Source organism: Achromobacter sp. GD03932 (genome assembly GCF_029839485.1).
GTDB classification, from domain to species: Bacteria; Pseudomonadota; Gammaproteobacteria; order Burkholderiales; family Burkholderiaceae_B; genus Achromobacter; species Achromobacter bronchisepticus_A.
Genome location: NZ_JAOCAT010000008.1, coordinates 36,490 through 56,089, shown reverse-complemented (window position 1 = coordinate 56,089; position 19,600 = coordinate 36,490). Strand labels below are relative to the sequence as shown.

The window sequence follows — 19,600 nt, the reverse complement described above, 5'->3', positions numbered from 1 at the left end:
GAGGGAGCAAACCTATGTCCAAATTCTGTCTTTCGCGGTTTGTCGCCGCGGCGCTGATCGCCGTTTCCGGCGCGGCACTGGTGACGGCGTCGTTTGACGCCGAAGCCCGCCGTGCCGGTGGCGGCAGCAGCGTCGGCCGACAATCCTCCAACGTGACCCAGCAGCGCCAGGCGACCACGCCGCCGGCCGCCGCCAACAACACGGCGGGCGCCACCGCTGCTCCGGCAGCCGCCGGCGCGGCCACGGCCGGCGCAGCAACCGCGGGCGCCGCCGCCAAGAGCGGCGCTTCGCGCTGGCTCGGCCCCATCGCCGGCATCGCCGCCGGCCTGGGTATCGCCGCGCTGCTCTCCAGCATGGGCCTGTCGGGCGCTTTCGCCGAGTTCCTCGGCTCCGCGCTGCTGATCGCCGCGGTCGTGTTCGCCGTCATGTTCATCATCCGCCGCCTGCGCGGCGCCGGTCCGCGCACTGCCACGCAGGGCGCGTTCGGCGGCGCCAACAACGCGCCGGGCCAGCAGCAACAGCAGCCGATGTGGCGCGAAACGCTGAAGCCGGCGGCTCCCGCTGCAGCAGCAGCGGCTCCGGTTGCCGCCGCCGCGGCGCCGGCCGCGATGCCCAAGATGGGCGACGACAACAACTGGTTCGTGCCGGGTGACTTCGACACGCCCAACTTCCTGAAGCAGGCCAAGGAGCAGTTCGTGCGCATCCAGGCCGTCTGGGACAGCGGCAGCACCGATGGCCTGCGCGAGTTCCTGACCGACGACCTGATCACCGAGCTCAAGCCGCAGCTGGCCGAGCGCGGCGCGGCGCCCAACAAGACCGAAGTGGTCCTGCTGAACGCTGAAATGCTGGGCATCGAAACCGTGTCCGACGGCCACCTGGCCAGCGTGCGCTTCTCCGGCATGCTGCGCGAAGCGCCGGGCGCCGAGGCCTTCCGCTTCGAGGAAGTCTGGAACCTGTTCAAGCCTGCCAATGGCGGCTGGCTGCTCGCAGGCATCCAGCAGATCCCGGTGGATCTCGCCAGCTAAGCCTGGCCGGCCGGGGCCGATCCCCACCTCCGTTGCGGATGCCGCAAGGCATCTGTTTGAACCGGCCCTCACAGGGCCGGTTTTTCCATGTGCTTGCGCAAAACACCCATCCATCTAACCCGTTACACTCCCGATTTACCCATTAACTTCCGCAACCCCCGCAATCGGGGCCGTTGCAGACCGCCATGCTGCCTCTTCCGTTCCTGCCCACCCCCTCGCGACTGGCTGTAAGCGCGCTCAACGCCCTGTTGCGGCGCGAGGACTGGGCGCGCGCGCGCCTGGTGCGGCATGCGGGCAAGACGGTGCGTTTCGCGCTGGGCGGCTTCAGCCTGGGCCTCACCATCGACAGCGAAGGGCTGGCGGCCCAGGCCGATGCGGCCGTGGTGCCCGACGTGACCCTGACGGTCGCGCCTGAAAAACTGCCGCTGCCGCGCCTGGGCGCGGACCGCGAACGCCCCGATTTCGCCGAGGCGACCCATATTTCGGGCGACGCGGCGTTGGCGCAGGTGGTGTCGGACCTCTCCAAGCAGTTGCGCTGGGATCCGGAGGACGCGCTGGCCCGGGTGGTGGGCGACATCGCCGCGCTGCGCCTGGTGGGCGGGGCGCGCGCGGCCGCCGGCGGCGCGCGCACGGCCAGCCTGCGCCTGGCCGAGAACGTGTCCGAATACCTGTCCGAGGAAAGCGGCATGCTGGCCAGCCGACCGGCGCTGGAACAGTGGCGCCTGGACCTGGCCGAGTTGAACGCCCGCGCCGATGCGCTGGCCCGTTCGGCCACCGCGCTGCAAACCCGCCTGGCATCCGCCAGCGCAAAGCGGGGCGCCTGATACATGTTCCCCCTGCTGCGCCTTTTCCGCATCATTCTGGTTTCGCTGCGCTATGGCCTGGATGAGCTGGTGCTCTCCAGCCTGAACCATCCGCTGGCCACCTGCCTGTTGCGCGTGATCCGTCTGGGCACGCGTCCGCGCAAGCCGCGCGGCTTGAGGCTGCGCCTGGCGCTGGAATCGCTGGGGCCCATCTTCGTGAAGTTCGGACAGGTGCTGTCCACCCGCCGCGATCTGATCCCCGCCGATATCGCCGACGAACTGGCGCTCTTGCAGGACCGCGTGCCGCCGTTCCCCTCGGCGCAGGCCGCTGCCTGCATCGAGGCGGCGCTGGGTGCGCCGCCCGAGAAGCTGTTCGCGCAGTTCGAAGTGGATCCGGTGGCCTCGGCCTCGATCGCGCAGGTGCACTTCGCCGTGCTGCACGACGGCCGCGAGGTCGCGGTCAAGGTGCTGCGTCCGGGCATGCTCAGCATCATCGAGAAAGACCTGTCGCTGCTGAAAGTGGTGGCGCGCATCATCGAGCGCCTGGGCGCCGACGGCCGCCGCCTGAAGCCGCGCGAAGTGGTGGCCGAGTTCGACAAGTATCTGCACGACGAGCTGGACCTGGTGCGCGAAGCGTCCAACTGCAGCCAGCTGCGCCGCAACTTCGGCCCCGAGTCCGGCCGTGGCGACATGCTGATCGTGCCCGAGGTGATCTGGGAATACACGGCGTCCACGGTCTTCACCATGCAGCGCATGTACGGCATGCCGGTAGGCCAGGTGGAGCGCATGCGCCAGGCCGGCATCGACATCCCGACGCTGGCGCGCACCGGCGTGGAGATCTTCTTCACGCAGGTCTTCACCGACGGCTTCTTCCATGCCGACATGCACCCGGGCAACATCTACGTGTCGGACCGTCCGGAAACGCTGGGCAGCTACATCGCCCTGGACTTCGGCATCGTGGGTTCGCTGTCCGAGTTCGACAAGAATTACCTGGCGCAGAATTTCCTGGCCTTCTTCCACCGCGATTACCGCCGCGTGGCGCAACTGCACATTGAATCGGGCTGGGTGCCGCCCGATACGCGCGAAGAAGAGCTGGAGGGCGCCGTGCGCGCCGTCTGCGAACCGTACTTTGACCGGCCGTTGTCGGAGATCTCGCTGGGGCAGGTGCTCTTGCGGCTGTTCCAGACCTCGCGCCGGTTCAATGTGGAGATCCAGCCGCAGCTGGTCCTGTTGCAGAAGACCCTGCTGAACGTTGAAGGATTGGGCCGCCAGCTCGATCCCAACCTGGATCTCTGGAAGACCGCCAAGCCCTATCTGGAACGCTGGATGCGTCAGCGCGTCGGATTCAAGGGGCTGCGGCAGAGCCTGGAAAAAGAAGCCGCGCAGTGGTCGCAAATGCTGCCTGCTTTGCCCAGGCTGGTCCATGACCACCTGAGTCGTCCCAACGTCTCGCCCGCCTTGCTGGCCGAGATGATCCAGTTGCGGCGGGCCCAGGAACAGAACAACCGGCTGGTTGCAGCGCTGGTTGGGGTGGCCGCGGTTGCCATCGGGGTCGCGATATGGGCCTTGACCCGATAGGCGGCGCGATGATCTAGACGGTATCTGTCATGTTTCATTCATGAAACGGTCATCATAGCTTCGCGGTACACGGCGAAAAATAGCGCTGCGGTGGATGAATGCAGCGCCCTCGCCGGCAGCGCGCGCGCCATTCTTAATTTCTATATCTATAGCCCCACTAGCGGGACGAATACAAGGGCAGACCATGCTTTATCCTGAACTCTTCAAGACCATGGAAGCCGTGCGCTGGAACATGGCGCATGACATCCCGTGGGGCGACTTCGATCGCAGCAAGCTCTCGGACGAGCAGGCCCACACGATCAAGATGAACGCCATCACGGAATGGGCCGCCTTGCCGGCCACCGAAATGTTCCTGCGCGACAATCGCGGCGACAGCGATTTCTGCGCGTTCATGTCGGTGTGGTTCTTTGAAGAACAGAAGCATTCGCTGGTGCTGATCGAATACCTGCGCCGCTTCCGTCCGGACCTGGTGCCCACCGAGGAAGAACTGCACAACGTGCGCTTCGAGTTCGACGCCGCGCCCGAACTCGAAACCCTGATGCTGCATTTCTGCGGCGAAGTCCGTTTGAACCACTGGTACCGCCGCGCCGCCGAATGGCACACGGAGCCGGTCATCAAGGCCATCTATAAGACGGTGGCCCAGGACGAGGCCCGCCACGCCGGCGCCTACCTGCAGTACATGCGCCGCGCGCTGCACGACCGCGGCCAGGACACGAGCGAGCAGGCCCGCCTGGCGTTCTCCAAGATCGGCGTGCTGATGGCGTCGGCCGGCCGCACGCAGCAGGCCCTGCACCCGACCAACCTGCACGTGAACAAGGACCTGTTCCCCAACGACACGGTGCAGTCGCGCCTGCCGGAACCTGGCTGGCTGGAGCATTGGCTGGACACGCAGATCCGCTTTGACGGCGTCTGGGAGCAGAAGGTCGCCACGCGCATCCTGCACATCCTGTCCAAGCTGATGGACCGCAGCTTCGAAACGGTGAAGGACCTGAACCGCTACCGCAAGGAAATGACGGCGCTGATCGTGCCGAAGGAAAAGCAGATCATCCTGGGCGGCGCCTGAGCCGGGGCGATACAATCGCCGCATGCCTGCCGCCCGTTTCGAATCCAAGGTCCTGTCCCGCGACGAATGCGTCGCCGCCGTCGCCGCCGGCCGCTATCCGCGGCCGCTGGTGTTCACCAACGGCGTCTTCGACATCCTGCATCGGGGCCACGCGACCTACCTCGACCAGGCCGCCCAGCTGGGCGCGACCCTGGTGGTGGCGGTGAACACCGACGAGTCGGTGCGCCGCCTGGGCAAGGGCGCCGAACGCCCGCTGAACCGCATGGAAGACCGCGCCGCCTTGCTGGCCGCGCTGGGCTTCGTGACCGTGGTCACGTCCTTCCATGAGGACACGCCCGAGGCCTTGATCGGCCAGCTCAAGCCCGACCTGATCGTCAAGGGCGGCGACTACGACATGGAAAAGCTGCCCGAGACCGCCCTGGTCAAGACCTGGGGCGGCCGCGCAGTGGCGATTCCGTTCGAGTTCGAGCGCTCGACCACGGCGCTCGTGAAGAAAATCCAGAACAAGTAAACCGAGCCCCTTCGCGGACTCAGCGCGGTTCCCGCAGCAGGCGGTTGATCGCTTCCAGGTCTGCCTCGGCCAGGATGCCGCTGGTGGCCTTCAGGCGCAGGCTGGCGAGCACCGTGCTGTAGCGCGCCAGCGCCAGGTCGCGCTGGGTGGCGTAGAGCTGCTGCTGGGCATTGAGTACGTCCAGGTTGATGCGCACGCCGACCTCGTAGCCGGTGCGGTTGGCTTCGACCGCGGCGCGGCTGGATTTTTCGCCTGCCTCCAGCGCCTGGATGCGCGCCAGGCCGCTGGTGACGCCGGTGTAGTACTGGCGTGCGGCTTGCACGGCCTGGCGGCGCGCCGCCTCGTAATCGTGGCGTGCCTTCTGTTCCAGCTGGACCTTTTCAGTCACTTGCGACGAGACCCCGCCGCCCGAGTACAGCGGGATCGACAGCACCACGCCGATGGTGCTGTCGATGGGCTTGCCCGGCGCGGCATTGCGCATCACGGCGTCGCTGGCGCTGCCGCTGCTGGCGCGCAGGTTCAGGGTCGGGTAATGGCCGCTCTTGGCGATCTGGATCTCGCGGCCGGCGATGCGCGTCAGGAGCTGCGCGCGCAACACGTCCAGGCTGGAGGACTCCGCCTGGTTGCTCCAGTCGGCCACGCGGGCGGGCTGCGGCGCGGGCAGCTGCACGCCATAGGGCAGTTCGGACAAGGCGCCGGGAGCCGTGCCGATGATCTTGGCCAGTTCGTCGCGGCGGACTTCCAGGTCGTTCTGCAGGCGCAGTTCCTGCGCCACCACCAGGTCGTAGCGCGCCTGTGCCTCGTAGGTGTCGGTGATGGTGGCGTTGCCGAGTTCGAAGTTGCGCTTGGCGGACTCCAGCTGCCCGGCCACGGCGGCCTTTTCGGCCTCGGTGGCGGTCAGCGTGTCCTGGGCGTAGAGCACGTTGAAATAGGCGTCGGCCACGCGCAGCAGCAGGTCCTGATAGGCCTGTTGCAGCTGCACCTCGACGTCGGCGACGACCAGCTTGGATTGCTCGAAATTTTGCCAGCGGCCCCAGTCGAACAGCGGCTGGGTCAGGGACAGGTCCCAGACGCCGCGGCCGCCGCTGTAGGCGATGCCCATGCCGCGGGTGCTGCGGGTTTCCTGGTAGGCGCCGCCGGCTTCGGCGGAGATCAGGGGCAGGAGCAGGGAACGGGCCTGGGGTTCTTTTTCCAGGCCGGCGCGGTAGTTGGCGCGCGCGGCGGCGTAGATCGGGTCATTGCCCAGCGCCGATTGCCAGATCTGGATCAGGTTCTGCGCGCGGACAAGCGTCGGGCCGACGCTTGCGGCGCAGGTAAAAACCAGTAAAGCCGTTAGCAATCGGAAACGCATGGTGGTCAACGATACGCCGGGCCGCCCGGGGCGCGGCGGCCCTGTCAGAGGGGCAGGCGCCGGGCGGCAGGGTTGGGGATCAGAACTTGAACTGGGATACCGTGACGCCGCGCAGCGGCTTGATGACGGTTTCGAACAGGTTCACCGTTTCGAAGCTGGCCGCGGTGGTGCGGGTGATGCGACAGGCCGTCATGACGGGCGCCTGGCCCACGATCACGACCAGGCGGCCGCCCACGCGCAACTGGTACTTCAGCGCGTCGGGGACGGTCGGCACGGAACCCGTGACGAGGATGGCGTCGTATTCGGTGGAGCCCCAGCCGTTGCGGGCGTCGCCGGTTTCGACCTTGACGTTGGTGACATTGTTCATCTGCAGGTTCTGCTGCGCGAACGTCACCAGGCGGCTGTCGATTTCGACCGAGGTGACCTGCTGCGCCAGGTAGCCCAGCAGCGCGGCCTGGTAGCCGGAGCCAGTGCCGATTTCCAGCACGCAGTCGGACTTGGTCAGCAGCAGCTCTTGCGCCAGGCGGGCTTCCACCTTGGGCGCCAGCATGTTCTGGCGGGTGTTGACCGCGTTGATCTCAAGCGGCAGTTCCAGGTCGGAAAACGCCAGCGCGCGCAGGGCCGGCGGAACGAATTGTTCGCGGCGCACATCGAACAGCGCTTGCAGCACGTTGGCGTCCAGAACGTCCCACGGGCGGATCTGCTGTTCCACCATGTTGAAGCGGGCTTGTTCTACGTCGGGCAGGGTCGAAGCGTTCATGACGGTCAGAAAAAACAGAGGAATCAACAGACCATTGTACCGATTCGTAGCGTACTGTGACGCCCGACCCCGCCGACAGATGTTTCAGACGCCGCCCGGATCTACCACCAGGCGTGGAAGTGGTGCACCGGGCCGTGGCCCGAACCCACCGACAGGCGCTCGGCGTGGCGGATGGCCTCCGTGAGGTAGGCCTTGGCGCGGCGCGCCGCCTCGGGCACGTCCCCGGTTTGCGGCAGCAGCGCGGCCAGCGCCGCCGACAGCGTGCAGCCGGTGCCGTGGGTGTTGACGGTCTCGATGCGGTGGCCGGGCAGCTCGATCATGCGGTCGCCGTCATGCAGCAGGTCGATGGTCTCGCTGCCGGGCAGGTGGCCGCCCTTGACCAGCACCCAGCGCTCACCTGAATGCGCCAGCTTGTTGCGCAGGCGTTCGGCCACGCGCCGCATTTCCTTGACGGTCTCGACCGGACGCTCTTCCAGCAGCACGCCGGCTTCGGGCAGGTTGGGCGTCAGCAGGGTGGACTGCGGCAGCAGGGCCTCGCGCATGGCGCCCAGGGCGTCGCGTTCCAGCAGCAGGTCGCCGCTTTTGGCCACCATCACCGGGTCCAGCACCACGTGGGCCGGTGCCCACTTGGCGAGCTTCTCGGCCACCACCTGGATCACCGGCTGCTGGCCCAGCATGCCGATCTTGACCGCGTCGATGCGCACGTCCGCGAACAGCGTGTCGATCTGCTGGCCGACGAAAGCGGGCGGGACCGCCGAGATGCCGGTGACGCCCTGGGTGTTCTGCGCCGTCAGCGCGGCGATCACCGCGCAGCCGTAGGCGCCCAGCGCGCTCATGGCCTTGACGTCGGCCAGGATGCCGGCGCCGCCGGAGGGGTCGACGCCAGCGATGGTCAGCGCGTTGGGGATGGGGCGGCCGCTGGCGGCCTGCTGGCGGCCGTTCATTTGGGGGCGCCCGCCGTGATCAGGCCTTCGTTGGGCGAGCTGGGGGCGCCGCTGTACAGCTTCTTGGGCATGCGGCCGGCCAGGAAGGCCTCGCGGCCGGCTTCCACGCCCTTCTTCATGGCGCTGGCCATCAGGATGGGATCGCGCGCGCCGGCGATGGCGGTGTTCATCAGGACGGCGTCGCAGCCCAGCTCCATGGCGATAGCGGCGTCCGACGCGGTACCCACGCCGGCGTCCACCACGATGGGCACGCGGGCCTGCTCGATGATCAGGCGCAGGTTCCAGGGATTCAGGATGCCCATGCCCGAGCCGATCAGCGAGGCCAGCGGCATCACGGCGACCGCGCCCAGGTCTTCCAGCATGCGGCACTGGATGGGATCGTCGGTGCAATACACCATGACCTTGAAGCCTTCGTCCACCAGGGTCTTGGTGGCCTTCAGGGTCTCCGGCATGTTGGGGAAGAGGGTCTGCGGGTCGCCCAGCACTTCCAGCTTCACCAGGTCGTGGCCGTCCAGCAGTTCGCGCGCCAGGCGCAGCGTGCGCACGGCCTCGTCGGCGCTGTAGCAGCCGGCGGTGTTGGGCAGCAGCGTGAATTTGGACGGCGGGACGTAGTCCAGCAGGTTCGGTTCACCGGCGTTCTGGCCGATATTGGTGCGGCGGATGGCGACGGTGACGATCTCGGTGCCGCTGGCGTCCAACGCCGCGCGGGTCTGTTCGAAGTCCTTGTACTTGCCGGTGCCGACGAGCAGGCGCGACGAGTAGGCGCGGCCGGCGATGGTGAGAGTGTCTTGAGTGGTCATGGCGGAGGTTCAAAGGGCGGGTGCGCACGATGCGAGACCCGCGGGGACTGGCGATACGTTGGACGAATGATAAAGCACGGCGCCGCGCGGCAGACGTGCTCGGTGAAATGCGGCGTTCCACTATTTGCAGATCGTGGTGCGGACACGTTCAGCGCAGGCGGTCCAGGTCGGCGCAGATCGCCTCGGCGGCGTCGATCAAACGCGGACCCGGGCGGTACAGCGCGTCGGCATCCACGCCGTACACATGCCCCAGCCGCGCGGCGGGCAGTCCCAGCGCCTGCCAGGCGGCCAGGTTGCGGGCGCCGTCCTCGGGGCGGGAGATGCCGGCCAGCACCGCCTCGGGGCGCGCCGCCAGCACGCTTTCCAGCGTGACCTGGGGCGCCACCACGGGCGCCTGGCCGAAGACATTGACGCCGCCGCAGACGCGCAGGGCGTCGCTGACGATGCTGCTGTCGTTCAAGGTGTAGATGGGGTCCAGCCCCGCCTGCACGAACACGCGCACGGGGCGGCGGCCGGCATAGCGGGCGGCCAGGGTGTCCAGGCGAGCGCGCAGGGCCTGGGCGGCAGGCTGCGCCTGCGCTTCGGTGCCGAACAGCGCGCCCATGCGTTCGACCGCGTCGGGGATGGCGGCCAGGGTCTGCGGGTCGCTGTAGAACACCGGCACGCCCAGCTTGTCCATCACCCGCGCCAGCGGCGCGGCGGCGGCGGGCTGCCAGGCGATCAGCAGGTCCGGACGTACGGCAGCCACGCGTTCGGGATCGGGCTGGGTGCCGTCGCCGATGATGGGCAACTGGCGGGCGGCGGGCGGATAGTCGCTGCCACGGATGGTGGCGATGAGCCGGTCGCCCGCGCCGGCGGCAAAGACCAGCTCGGTGGCGTGCGGGGCCAGGGTGACGGCGCGCCGGGCGGGAGCGGCCAGCGAGACCTGGCGTCCCTGGTCGTCGCGGATCTGGATGACCGCGCCGGCGGCGGAACCCGCCCCGGTATCCGTCGCCGGACCTGCTGCGGCGAGTCCCGCGGACAGCAGCGCGCCCAGGGCCAGGAACAGCCCCGGAGCGATGCGAGGGTGGGTACGTGCGAGGGGCATGCAGGAAGCCGATATAGCCAGCGGGGAACGCCGACTATATCGGAATGCCGCGATCAGTAGCGCAGCGTGAGCGACGCGTAGAAATTGCGGCCCGGGGCGGGGTACAGGCTGTAATTGGCGACCGGACCCAGCATCTCGAACGAAGCATTGCCGCCGCGGATGCCGTAGGTGGCGTACTGGCGGTCGAAGATGTTGTTCACGCCGATGGCGCCTTCGATGTTGCGCGTGAACTTGTAGGCCACCTTGGTGTTGAACAGCACGTAGGCGTCCAGTTCCTTGGCGAACTGGTTGGCCTGGTCGTTGTCCATGCGCGACTTGCCCACGTATTGCGCCGTCACGTTCCACAGGAACGCATCGGTGGGACGCCAGGTCACGCCGGCGTTGGCCAGCCACTTGGGCGCCAGCGGCACGGTCTTGCCCGCCAGGTCCACGCCGGCGTAGGTGCCGGAGCGGAATTGCGCTTCCATCCAGGTCAGGTTGGCGTCCAGCGACACGCTGCTGGAGATCGCGGTGTGGCCTTCCAGTTCGATGCCTTGGCGGCGGGTCGGGTCCAGGTTGGTGTTGGCGCCCGTGCCCGGACCCCAGATGCCATCAGCCAGCGGGTTGTACTGGATTTCGTTGGTCAGGTCATAGCGGAAGTACGACAGGCGGGCGCTGCTGCTGGCCGACTGCCAGGTCACGCCGATTTCCTTGTCGGTGGAGGTCTGCGGCGCCAGCGAGGTCTGCACCGACAGCAGTTCGTCGGCGTTGGGCAGGCGGAAGCTGCGGCCGACCTTGCCGTACACGCCGAAACCGGCGGGCAGGTCCTGGCGCACGCCCAGCTGCCAGGCGGTCAGGTGGTTGCTGCGGTCCGACGCCGTGCCCGAGCCAGAGATCACGTCCAGGTCGTCGGAGGCGTACTGGCGGCGCACGCCGGCCGTCACGTAGGTGCTGTCGGTGGCGCGCACCTGGCCTTCGGCGAACAGGCCGTACTGGTGCTGGCGCGACTGCCACTTCGAGGGCTGGAAGTCGTAGTAGGCGTTCTGGTTGGCGGTGGTCTTGGCTTCCTGGCCGTCGGCGCCGAAGACGATGCTGTGGCCGCCGTTGATCGGCAGGCGGTAGCGCACGCTGGCGATGTTCTCTTCCAGCTTCTGGTCGCGCAGGATGTCGCCGAAGCCGTCGTAGGTCAGGCCGTCGAGCTTTTTCTCGCGGGTCGACAGGTCGGCGTACAGGGTGCCGGCGCCGATCGCCTGCTCGAGCTGCAGGCCGAAGGTAGTGGTGGTGGTCTTGACGTAATCGACGTCGTTCTTCGAGCCGCGCGGATCGTCCTGGTACTCGTTCAGGCCGGTCTTGGGGTTGATCGTGCGCGGACCGGGCAACTCCAGCTTCTGCGTGGTGGTGCGGCCGTACAGGCGGATCGAGCCGTCGTCGTGGCGGAACGTGATGCCGCCGCCGCCGCCCTCGCGGCGCTCGCCGCTGTGGTCGCGGTAGCCGTCGCTGTGCAGCGATTGCATGTAGGCGTCGACGCCGACCTTTTCATTGTTCATGGACACGGCCGCGTCGTACTGGCGCAGGCCATAGCTGCCGAAGGTGGCGGTGGCGCGGGCGGCGACCGGCTCCTTGGTGAAATCGGAACGCGTGATGATGTTGATCACGCCGCCGGTGGTGCCGCCGCCGTATTGCACGGAACCGCTGCCGCGCACGATTTCAATGCGCTCGACCTGGTCCAGCGGCACTACGCCGAGGCTGGGCGCCGACAGGTCGTTGGTGTTCTGCTTGACGCCATCGATCAGGATCAGCGTGTTGCTGGCGCCGGTGATGCCGAAGCCGCGCAGGTCGACGATGGAGTTGTCGCTCGAGCTGCTGGTGTTGATCAGGTGGATGCCGGCCTGGGTCGACAGCACGTCCTGCATGGTGCGGGCGCTGGACGCGGCGATGTCTTCGGCGGTGATGACCGAGATCGACACCGGCAGCGTGCGGCCGTCGGTCGGCACGCGCTGGGCGGTGACCGTGATGGCGTCGAGCTGGGGAGTGGAGGAGGCGGCTTGCTGGGCGGCGGCGATGGCCGGGGCGGAGCAGAGCAGGGCGCCGGCATAGCGCCGGATGGAGCGGGTTTTCATCTACGTAACCTCGATGCGACCCGCGACCCCGCAGGCCATTCACGATGGGGAGGATGCCCAAGCCGCGGCGGGCCGGTGTAGGCCTGGCGGCAATGCATGGACTTCCTGACGATCGAACAGGCCGGTATCGGGCTGCCATGGGCGCATTGCGCGCATGGGGACCGTTGCGGGGGCAGCACAGGCTGGAGCCAGGGGTTGCCGGCGCCTTGTGGGGCGGCAGCCCTGGGAGGTTCTTCCTGTTTCCCGTTTACCTTTCGCGCGCGGTGCGGCAAGTGTTGCGTTCTTGCCTGCCCTGTGCGCCGAAAGCACCGGTTCGGGGCCGAAACTGTATCACCGGGAGGCGCGGATAGGCCCATTTTGTTACGATCAGGGCTTGTTTTTGCGGCGTTTTTCGCTTTTTCGCCACATTGCGCCGCCATCGCCAACTCCATCCGGACCTGCCCGTGTCGTATCCCCGCCTGCCTTACCCGCCCGAAGCCTATACCCATGGCGGTGAATTCGCCCGCCTGCTGGGCAAGCGCATCCTGATTCTGGATGGCGCCATGGGCACCATGATCCAGCGCTACAAGCTGGGCGAGGCGGACTTCCGCGGCGAGCGCTTCGCCGGCCACGGCAAGGACGTCAAGGGCAACAACGAGCTGCTGTCGCTGGTGCGCCCGGACGTGATCTCCGAGATCCACCGGCAATACCTGGAAGCGGGCGCCGACGTCATCGAGACCAACACCTTCGGCGCGACGACCATCGCGCAGGGCGACTACGAGCTGCCGGAACTGGCCTACGAACTGAACCTGGTGTCCGCCCGCCTGGCGCGCGAGGCCTGTGACGCCTACAGCACGCCCGAGCGGCCGCGTTTCGTGGCCGGCGCGCTGGGCCCGCAGCCCAAGACGGCCTCGATCTCGCCGGACGTGAACGATCCGGGCGCGCGCAACGTCACCTTCGAGGAACTGCGCGTCGCCTATGTGGAGCAGCTCAACGGCCTGCTGGACGGCGGCATCGACATCGTCCTGATCGAAACCATCTTCGACACCCTCAACGCCAAGGCGGCCATCTTCGCCACCGAGGAAGTGTTCGAGGCGCGCGGCGTGCGCCTGCCCGTGATGATCTCGGGCACGGTGACCGACGCGTCCGGCCGCATCCTTTCCGGCCAGACCGTGGAAGCCTTCTGGAACTCGGTGCGCCATGCGCGCCCCATCACCATCGGCCTGAACTGCGCGCTGGGCGCGGCGCTGATGCGCCCCTACGTGGCCGAGCTGGCCCGCATCTGCGACACCTACGTCTGCGTCTATCCGAACGCCGGCCTGCCCAACCCGATGGCCGAAACCGGCTTCGACGAAACCCCGGCCGACACCTCCGCGCTGCTGGAGGAGTTCGCGCGTGCCGGCCTGGTGAACATGTCGGGCGGCTGTTGCGGCACCACGCCGGACCACATCCGCGAGATCGCGGCCAAGGTCATGTCGCTGACCCCGCGCGCCGTGCCGGACATTCCGGTGAAGACCCGCCTGTCGGGCCTGGAACCGCTGAACATCGACGAAGACACGCTCTACGTCAACGTGGGCGAACGCACCAACGTGACGGGCAGCAAGATGTTTGCCCGCCTGATCCGCGAAGAGAAATACGACGAGGCGCTGGCCGTGGCCCGCCAGCAGGTCGAGAACGGCGCGCAGATCATCGACATCAACATGGACGAGGCCATGCTGGATTCGGTGGCCTGCATGCGGCGCTTTCTCAACCTGATCGCGTCCGAGCCCGACATCGCGCGCGTGCCGATCATGATCGACAGCTCCAAGTGGGAAGTCATCGAGGAAGGCCTGAAGTGCGTGCAGGGCAAGCCCGTGGTGAACTCGATCTCCATGAAGGAAGGGCTGGAGCCCTTCCGCCACCATGCGCGCCTGTGCCGCCGCTACGGCGCGGCCGTGGTGGTGATGGCGTTCGACGAACTGGGCCAGGCCGACACGCTGGAGCGCCGCAAGGAAATCTGCGGCCGCGCCTACAAGATCCTGGTCGAGGAAGAAGGCTTCCCGCCGGAAGACATCATCTTCGACCCCAACGTCTTCGCGGTCGCGACCGGCATCGACGAGCACAACCACTACGCCGTGGACTTCATCGAAGGCACGCGCTGGATCCGCGAAAACCTGCCCTACGCCCGCATTTCGGGCGGCGTGTCCAACGTCAGCTTCTCGTTCCGCGGCAATGAGCCGATGCGCGAGGCGATCCACACGGTGTTCCTCTACTACGCCGTGAAGGAAGGCATGACGATGGGCATCGTCAACGCCGGCCAGCTGGGCGTGTACGCCGACCTGGATCCCAAGCTGCGCGACCTGGTCGAGGACGTGGTGCTGGACCGCGCCGAGCCCGTGGGCAAGACGGACGCCGACGACGAGCGCACGCCGACCGAACGCCTGGTGCAGTTCGCCGACAGCGTGAAGGGCTCGGGCGCCAAGAAGGAAGAAGACCTGACCTGGCGCAACGCTGAGGTCGAGGCCCGCCTGTCGCACGCGCTGGTGCACGGCATCACCGCCTTCATCGTCGAGGACACCGAGGAAGTGCGCCAGAAGATCGCCGCGCGCGGTGGCCGTCCGATCGAAGTGATCGAAGGCCCGCTGATGGACGGCATGAACGTGGTGGGCGACCTGTTCGGCGAGGGCAAGATGTTCCTGCCGCAGGTGGTGAAGTCGGCCCGCGTCATGAAGCAGGCCGTGGCCCACCTGGTTCCCTTCATCGAGGAAGAAAAGCGCCAGATCGCGGCCGCCGGCGGCGACGTGCGCGCCAAGGGCAAGATCGTCATCGCCACGGTCAAGGGCGACGTGCACGACATCGGCAAGAACATCGTGTCGGTGGTCCTGCAGTGCAATAACTTCGAAGTCGTGAACATGGGCGTGATGGTGCCCTGCGCCCAGATCCTGGAAAAGGCCAAGGAAGAGAACGCCGACATCGTCGGCCTGTCCGGCCTGATCACGCCCAGCCTGGAAGAAATGGCCTACGTCGCCAGCGAAATGCAGCGCGACGAATACTTCCGCAGCCGCAAGCTGCCGCTGATGATAGGCGGGGCCACCACCAGCCGCGTGCATACCGCCGTGAAGATCGCGCCCAACTACGAAGGCCCGGTGATCTACGTGCCGGACGCCAGCCGTTCAGTGGGCGTGGCCACCAGCCTGATGTCGGATCAGTCGGAAGCCTACCTGGCCGATCTGGCCCAGGAATACGAAGAGGTGCGCCGCCGCCACGCCAACCGCAAGGCCACGCCCATCCTGCCGCTGGCCGAAGCGCGCGCCTCGCGCCCCGCGATCGACTGGGACAACTACACGCCGCCGCGCCCCAAGTTCATCGGCCGCCGCACGTTCAAGAGCTACGACCTGGCCGAGATCGCCAAGTACGTGGACTGGGGCCCGTTCTTCCAGACCTGGAGCCTGTTCGGCCCGTTCCCGGCCATCCTGGACGACAAGGTCGTGGGCGAGCAGGCGCGCAAGGTCTACGCCGACGGCCAGGCCATGATGAAGCGCATCATCGAAGGCCGCTGGCTCACCGCCAACGGCGTGGTGGGCTTCTATCCGGCCAACAGCATCAACGACGAAGACATCGAGGTCTACAAGGACGAGACCCGCAGCGAGGTGCTGTTCACCTATCGCAACCTGCGCCAGCAGGGCGCCAAGCGCGAAGGCGTCAGCAACAAGTCGCTGTCCGACTTCATCGCGCCCAAGTCCAGCGGCAAGCTGGACTACATCGGCATGTTCGCCGTCACGGCGGGCCTGGGCATCGAAAAGAAGGAAGCGGAATTCGAAAAGGCGCTGGACGATTACTCCAGCATCATGCTCAAGTCGCTGGCCGACCGCCTGGCCGAAGGCTTCGCCGAATGCCTGCATGCCCGCGTGCGCCAGGACCTGTGGGGCTACGCGCCCGACGAAGCCCTGTCCAACGAGGACATGATCGCCGAGAAATACGTGGGCATCCGCCCCGCGCCCGGCTATCCGGCCTGCCCGGAACACGTCATCAAGACCGACATGTTCCGCGTACTGGACGGCGCCGACATCGGCATGATGCTGACCGACAGCTACGCCATGTACCCGGCTTCCAGCGTGTCCGGCTTCTACTTCAGCCACCCGCAGTCGCAGTACTTCAATGTGGGTGTGATCGGCGAAGACCAGCTGCAGGACTATGCGGCCCGCAGCGGCCGCAGCATCGAAGACCTGAAGCGCACCCTGGCGCCGAACCTGGGTTGAGCGCTGCCGGGGGAGCGGCCAGGCGTACTCGCCGGCCATTCCCCCGTCCATGCGGCTGTGCCGTTACGCTTGCTCTGCGTCCTGATGCGTCTTGCCACGGCCCACATAGGGAATGGCGTGGTCGATGGTTTCCCAGATGTAGCGCCCGGACGGGCTTTGCTGTTCCTCGGCCACGTGCGACACCAGGCCGGCCGCGCGCGAGATGACGGCGAAGCCGCGCATCAGTTCGGTCGGCACGCCGATCTCGCTGAGCAGCGCCGCCACCGCGCCGGTGGCGTTGATGGTGATGTGCTTGCCGTAGGTCTCGTCGATCGCAGCCGCGAGCAGGCGCAGCGCCTTGAGCGAGTCGCCCTTGAGCTCTGGTTCGGCCTCGGCCAGCGCCAGCAGCTTGATCGAGCGCGGGTCGTCGGGCTTGTGCAGATGGTGTCCGAAGCCGGGCAACGCGCTGCGCGATTCGCGGAATTCGCGGGCGATCGCCAGGGCTTCCGTGCGGCCATCGTCGGCCTGGTGGATGCGGTCCAGCAGGCGCGAACAGTTTTCCATGGTGCCGACGAACTGGCTGCCCACCGCCATCAGCCCGGACGCCACCGCGCCCTGCAGGTTTTCCGGCGCGCTCATGTAGATCAGCCGCGTGGCAATGGCGCTGGGCGTCAGGCCATGCTCCATCAGCGTGACCAGCACCGCGTCGACGATGCGCAGGTCCACCGGGCGCGCCTCGCGGCCCAGGATCTGCATGATCATGACTTCGGTGAAGGTCTTCTTGCCGATCAGGTCTTCGACCAGATCCACGTCGCGGTAGGACATGCCGGTGAGGTGATGCGCGCAGAGGCGGGTTTCGGGCGTTTTCATGGGGTCTCCTTCAGGGCCGCGTCGCGCACGGCGTTTTTCAGCACCTTGCCCACGCTGGAGCGCGGCAGACTGTCATGGATGTGGAATTGCTTGGGCGTGGCCACGGGGCCGAGCAGGGCGCGCACGTGGGTCTTCAACTCGTCCGCGCTGGCCTGCGCACCGGGATGGAACTGCACGGCGGCGTGAACGGCTTCGCCCCATTTGTCGTCGGGCAGGCCGAACACCGAGCACTCATACACCGCGGGATGCGCGGACAGTGCGTTCTCCACGTCCACCGGGTAGATGTTGAAGCCGCCCGTGATGATCACATCGCGCAGCCGGTCCTTCAGGAACAGATAGCCGCGCGTGTCGATCAGGCCGGTGTCGCCGGTATGCAGCCAGCCGTCCACGACCGTTTCGGCGGTCTTCTCCGGCAGGCGCCAGTAGCCGGACATGACCAGATCGCCCTGCACCACGACCTCGCCGATCTCGCCGCGCGGCAGCAGCGCGCCGTCGGGCGACATGATGGCCACGTCGCTGAGCCAGGTGACGCGTCCGACCGAGGCGCGGTTCTCCGGGGCTTCCAGATCGGCGGGCCGCAGCACCGTCATGATCTGCGGCGCCTCGGTCTGGCCGTAGGTGGTGCCCAGCACCGGGCCGAAGAAGTCGCGCGCCCGGTCGATCTTTTCCACGGGCATGGGCGCGCCGCCGTAGATCAGGTTGCGCAGGCGCGGGAAGTCGGCGCGCGAGACGCCGGGTTGCGCCATGATCATGTAGATCAGCGTGGGCGGCATGAAGCTCAGCGTGCCGCCGCGTTCGCGGAAGGCGGCGGTGATGCTGGCCGGCGTGACGCCATCCAGCAGCAGATGGGCGCCGCCGCAAGCCAGCACCGGCAAGAGATAGGTGCCGGTGCCATGCGTGATGGGGGCTGCCACGACGTAGCGGTCTTCGTGGGTCAGGCTCCAGCTCATGATCTGGTTGATGATGCCCGCATTCCACGCGTGGTAAGGCTGCATCACGCCCTTGGGCAGGCCGGTGGTGCCGCCGGTGAACTTGATGGCCTGGGTGGCGTCGCGCGGCAGCGCATGGCGTTGCGGTTCGCGTCCGGCGCAGCGGGCCAGCAGCGCGTCCAGCGCCAGCGGCGCCGCCGCGTCTTCCAGATGGATGTGGCGGCGGCCTTGCGGCGCCTGGGCCTCGGGCGCCAGCGGCGCGCCCATGCCGTCCACGATCACGATGGACGGCTCGGTCGCGTCCAGGATGCGCCCGATCTCGCGCTCGGTGCTGCGGTAGTTGAGCGGTACCCACACCTTGCCGCTGGCCAGCACGGCCAGCAGCGCCAGGATGTGCCGAGCGGAATTGCCGGCGCAGATCGCCACCCGCGTTTGCGGCGCAGGATCGAGTTCCTGCAAGGCCGCGGCCAGCGCCCGCGTGTCGGCGGCCAGCCGTGAGTACGTGACCTGGTCTTCGGGTCCGTCCAGCGCGATGCGGTCCGGATACTGCTCGGCAGCGCGGAAGAAGAAATCTATCGGGTACATCCTGGTGTTCCTAGTTGGCTTTGAGATTGGCGCTCTTGACGACCTTGCCCCACTTGTCGATCTCGCTGGCGATCTTCCTGGCGTAGGTGTCGGGCGTGTTGGGCTGCTGCGGCGCGTAGAAGCCGGACTGCTGGTAGGACGCCTGCAGCGCCGGGCTGGCCAGCGCCTTGTTGATGGCCTGGTTCAGGCGCTCGACGATGGGTTTGGGGGTGCCGGCAGGCGCCATCACGCCGAACCAGGATTCGACGTCGAAGCCGGCCAAGCCGGATTCGGCCAGGGTGGGCGTGTCGGGGGCGGACGGCAGACGCTGCGGCGAGGTGACGCCGATGGCGCGCAGCTTGCCCGCCTGCACGTGCGGCAGCGACGAGGGCAGGTTGTCGAACATGGAATCCACCTGGCCGCCCAGCAGATCGGTCACGGCCGGGCCGCTGCCGCGGTACGGCACGTGCAGGATGTCGGTGCCGGTCTGCATCTTGAACAGTTCGCACGACAGATGGATGGACGAGCCGCTGCCCGACGAGGCGCAGGTCAGCTTGCCCGGGTTCTTCTTGGCGTAAGCCACGTATTCCTGCACGGTCTTGACCGGCAGCTTGGGATTGACCACCAGAATGTTCGGAATGGTCGCCAGCAGGCCCACGGGCTCGAAGCCCTTCACGAAGTCATAGTTGAGCTGGCTGTACAGCGTGCGGTTGATGGTGTTGGCGATGGAGCCCACGTACAGCGTGTAGCCGTCGGGCGCTGCGCGCGCGACGATTTCCGCGCCGATGTTGCTGTTGGCGCCGGTCTTGTTCTCGACCACGATGGTCTGGCCCAGCTCTTCCGCGAGGGACTTCGCCATCAGGCGCGCCACGATGTCGGTGGCGCCGCCAGCCGCGTAGCCCACGACCAGCGTCACGGGACGCTCGGGATAGGGCTTGGCCGCCAGGACCGGGGCCGCGAGCAGCGCGCCCAGGGCGGCCGCCGCGGCGGCCCACCGCTTGCTTTGCATCTTCATTGTTG

At 67.4% G+C, this 19,600-nt stretch carries 15 protein-coding genes; 6 read left to right on the top strand and 9 right to left on the bottom strand.

Annotated features, from left to right (window positions below; all coding sequences use genetic code 11):
- Nucleotides 1-14 precede the first annotated feature (14 nt).
- The 5 genes from N5C88_RS09575 (at nt 15) to rfaE2 (ending at nt 4,980) form a co-directional block, all read left to right on the top strand.
- Entirely contained in the window at nt 15-1,025 is a 1,011-nt protein-coding gene (locus N5C88_RS09575; RefSeq protein WP_187774075.1) for a TIM44-like domain-containing protein, read from the top strand.
- A 185-nt stretch (nt 1,026-1,210) separates the two neighbouring features.
- Nucleotides 1,211-1,849: an SCP2 sterol-binding domain-containing protein gene (locus tag N5C88_RS09570; protein ID WP_059377483.1), complete on the top strand. Its 639-nt coding sequence runs from the start codon at nt 1,211-1,213 to the stop codon at nt 1,847-1,849.
- Nucleotides 1,850-1,852: 3 nt separating this feature from the next.
- Nucleotides 1,853-3,406, top strand: a complete 1,554-nt coding sequence (ubiB, locus tag N5C88_RS09565) for a ubiquinone biosynthesis regulatory protein kinase UbiB (protein WP_059377486.1) — start codon at nt 1,853-1,855, stop codon at nt 3,404-3,406.
- Between the two features lie 184 nt (nt 3,407-3,590).
- Entirely contained in the window at nt 3,591-4,469 is an 879-nt protein-coding gene (locus N5C88_RS09560) for a ferritin (RefSeq protein ID WP_054454988.1), read from the top strand.
- A gap of 22 nt (nt 4,470-4,491) precedes the next feature.
- The gene (gene rfaE2, locus N5C88_RS09555; RefSeq protein ID WP_059377488.1) at nt 4,492-4,980 is read left to right on the top strand and encodes a D-glycero-beta-D-manno-heptose 1-phosphate adenylyltransferase; all 489 of its coding nucleotides are present in this window, start codon (nt 4,492-4,494) and stop codon (nt 4,978-4,980) included.
- A gap of 19 nt (nt 4,981-4,999) precedes the next feature.
- On the opposite strand, the gene N5C88_RS09550 is transcribed toward rfaE2, so the two are convergent.
- From N5C88_RS09550 to N5C88_RS09525, 6 genes are all read right to left on the bottom strand, one after another.
- Nucleotides 5,000-6,331 (bottom strand): TolC family outer membrane protein, encoded by a 1,332-nt coding sequence (locus N5C88_RS09550; RefSeq protein ID WP_059377668.1) that lies wholly within the window; start codon nt 6,329-6,331, stop codon nt 5,000-5,002.
- Between the two features lie 79 nt (nt 6,332-6,410).
- A complete protein-coding gene (locus N5C88_RS09545) occupies nt 6,411-7,091 on the bottom strand; it encodes a protein-L-isoaspartate O-methyltransferase (protein WP_059377489.1) in 681 nt (226 codons plus the stop codon).
- A gap of 101 nt (nt 7,092-7,192) precedes the next feature.
- A complete protein-coding gene (gene thiD / locus N5C88_RS09540) occupies nt 7,193-8,035 on the bottom strand; it encodes a bifunctional hydroxymethylpyrimidine kinase/phosphomethylpyrimidine kinase (RefSeq protein ID WP_280015237.1) in 843 nt (280 codons plus the stop codon).
- On the bottom strand, nt 8,032-8,835 hold the full coding sequence (locus N5C88_RS09535; protein WP_054454980.1) for a thiazole synthase: 804 nt from the start codon (nt 8,833-8,835) through the stop codon (nt 8,032-8,034). The genes thiD and N5C88_RS09535 overlap by 4 nt, the downstream gene beginning before the upstream one ends.
- Nucleotides 8,836-8,983: 148 nt before the next feature.
- Nucleotides 8,984-9,922: a cobalamin-binding protein gene (locus N5C88_RS09530; protein WP_280015236.1), complete on the bottom strand. Its 939-nt coding sequence runs from the start codon at nt 9,920-9,922 to the stop codon at nt 8,984-8,986.
- A gap of 53 nt (nt 9,923-9,975) precedes the next feature.
- A complete protein-coding gene (locus tag N5C88_RS09525) occupies nt 9,976-12,021 on the bottom strand; it encodes a TonB-dependent receptor (RefSeq protein ID WP_280015235.1) in 2,046 nt (681 codons plus the stop codon).
- Nucleotides 12,022-12,464: 443 nt separating this feature from the next.
- Here N5C88_RS09525 and metH point away from each other — a divergent pair, with 443 nt between their 5' ends.
- Complete coding sequence (gene metH, locus N5C88_RS09520; RefSeq protein ID WP_118933646.1) at nt 12,465-16,238, top strand: methionine synthase; 3,774 nt, start codon at nt 12,465-12,467, stop codon at nt 16,236-16,238.
- Nucleotides 16,239-16,301: 63 nt separating this feature from the next.
- Here the strand turns inward: metH and N5C88_RS09515 are convergent, their stop codons facing one another.
- The 3 genes from N5C88_RS09515 to N5C88_RS09505 are packed head-to-tail and all read right to left on the bottom strand — an operon-like array spanning nt 16,302 to nt 19,595.
- Nucleotides 16,302-17,087, bottom strand: a complete 786-nt coding sequence (locus N5C88_RS09515; protein WP_280015234.1) for a citryl-CoA lyase — start codon at nt 17,085-17,087, stop codon at nt 16,302-16,304.
- Entirely contained in the window at nt 17,084-18,601 is a 1,518-nt protein-coding gene (locus tag N5C88_RS09510; RefSeq protein WP_280015233.1) for an AMP-binding protein, read from the bottom strand. The genes N5C88_RS09515 and N5C88_RS09510 overlap by 4 nt, the downstream gene beginning before the upstream one ends.
- Before the next feature lie 10 nt (nt 18,602-18,611).
- Nucleotides 18,612-19,595 (bottom strand): tripartite tricarboxylate transporter substrate binding protein, encoded by a 984-nt coding sequence (locus N5C88_RS09505; protein WP_280015232.1) that lies wholly within the window; start codon nt 19,593-19,595, stop codon nt 18,612-18,614.
- Nucleotides 19,596-19,600 lie beyond the last annotated feature (5 nt).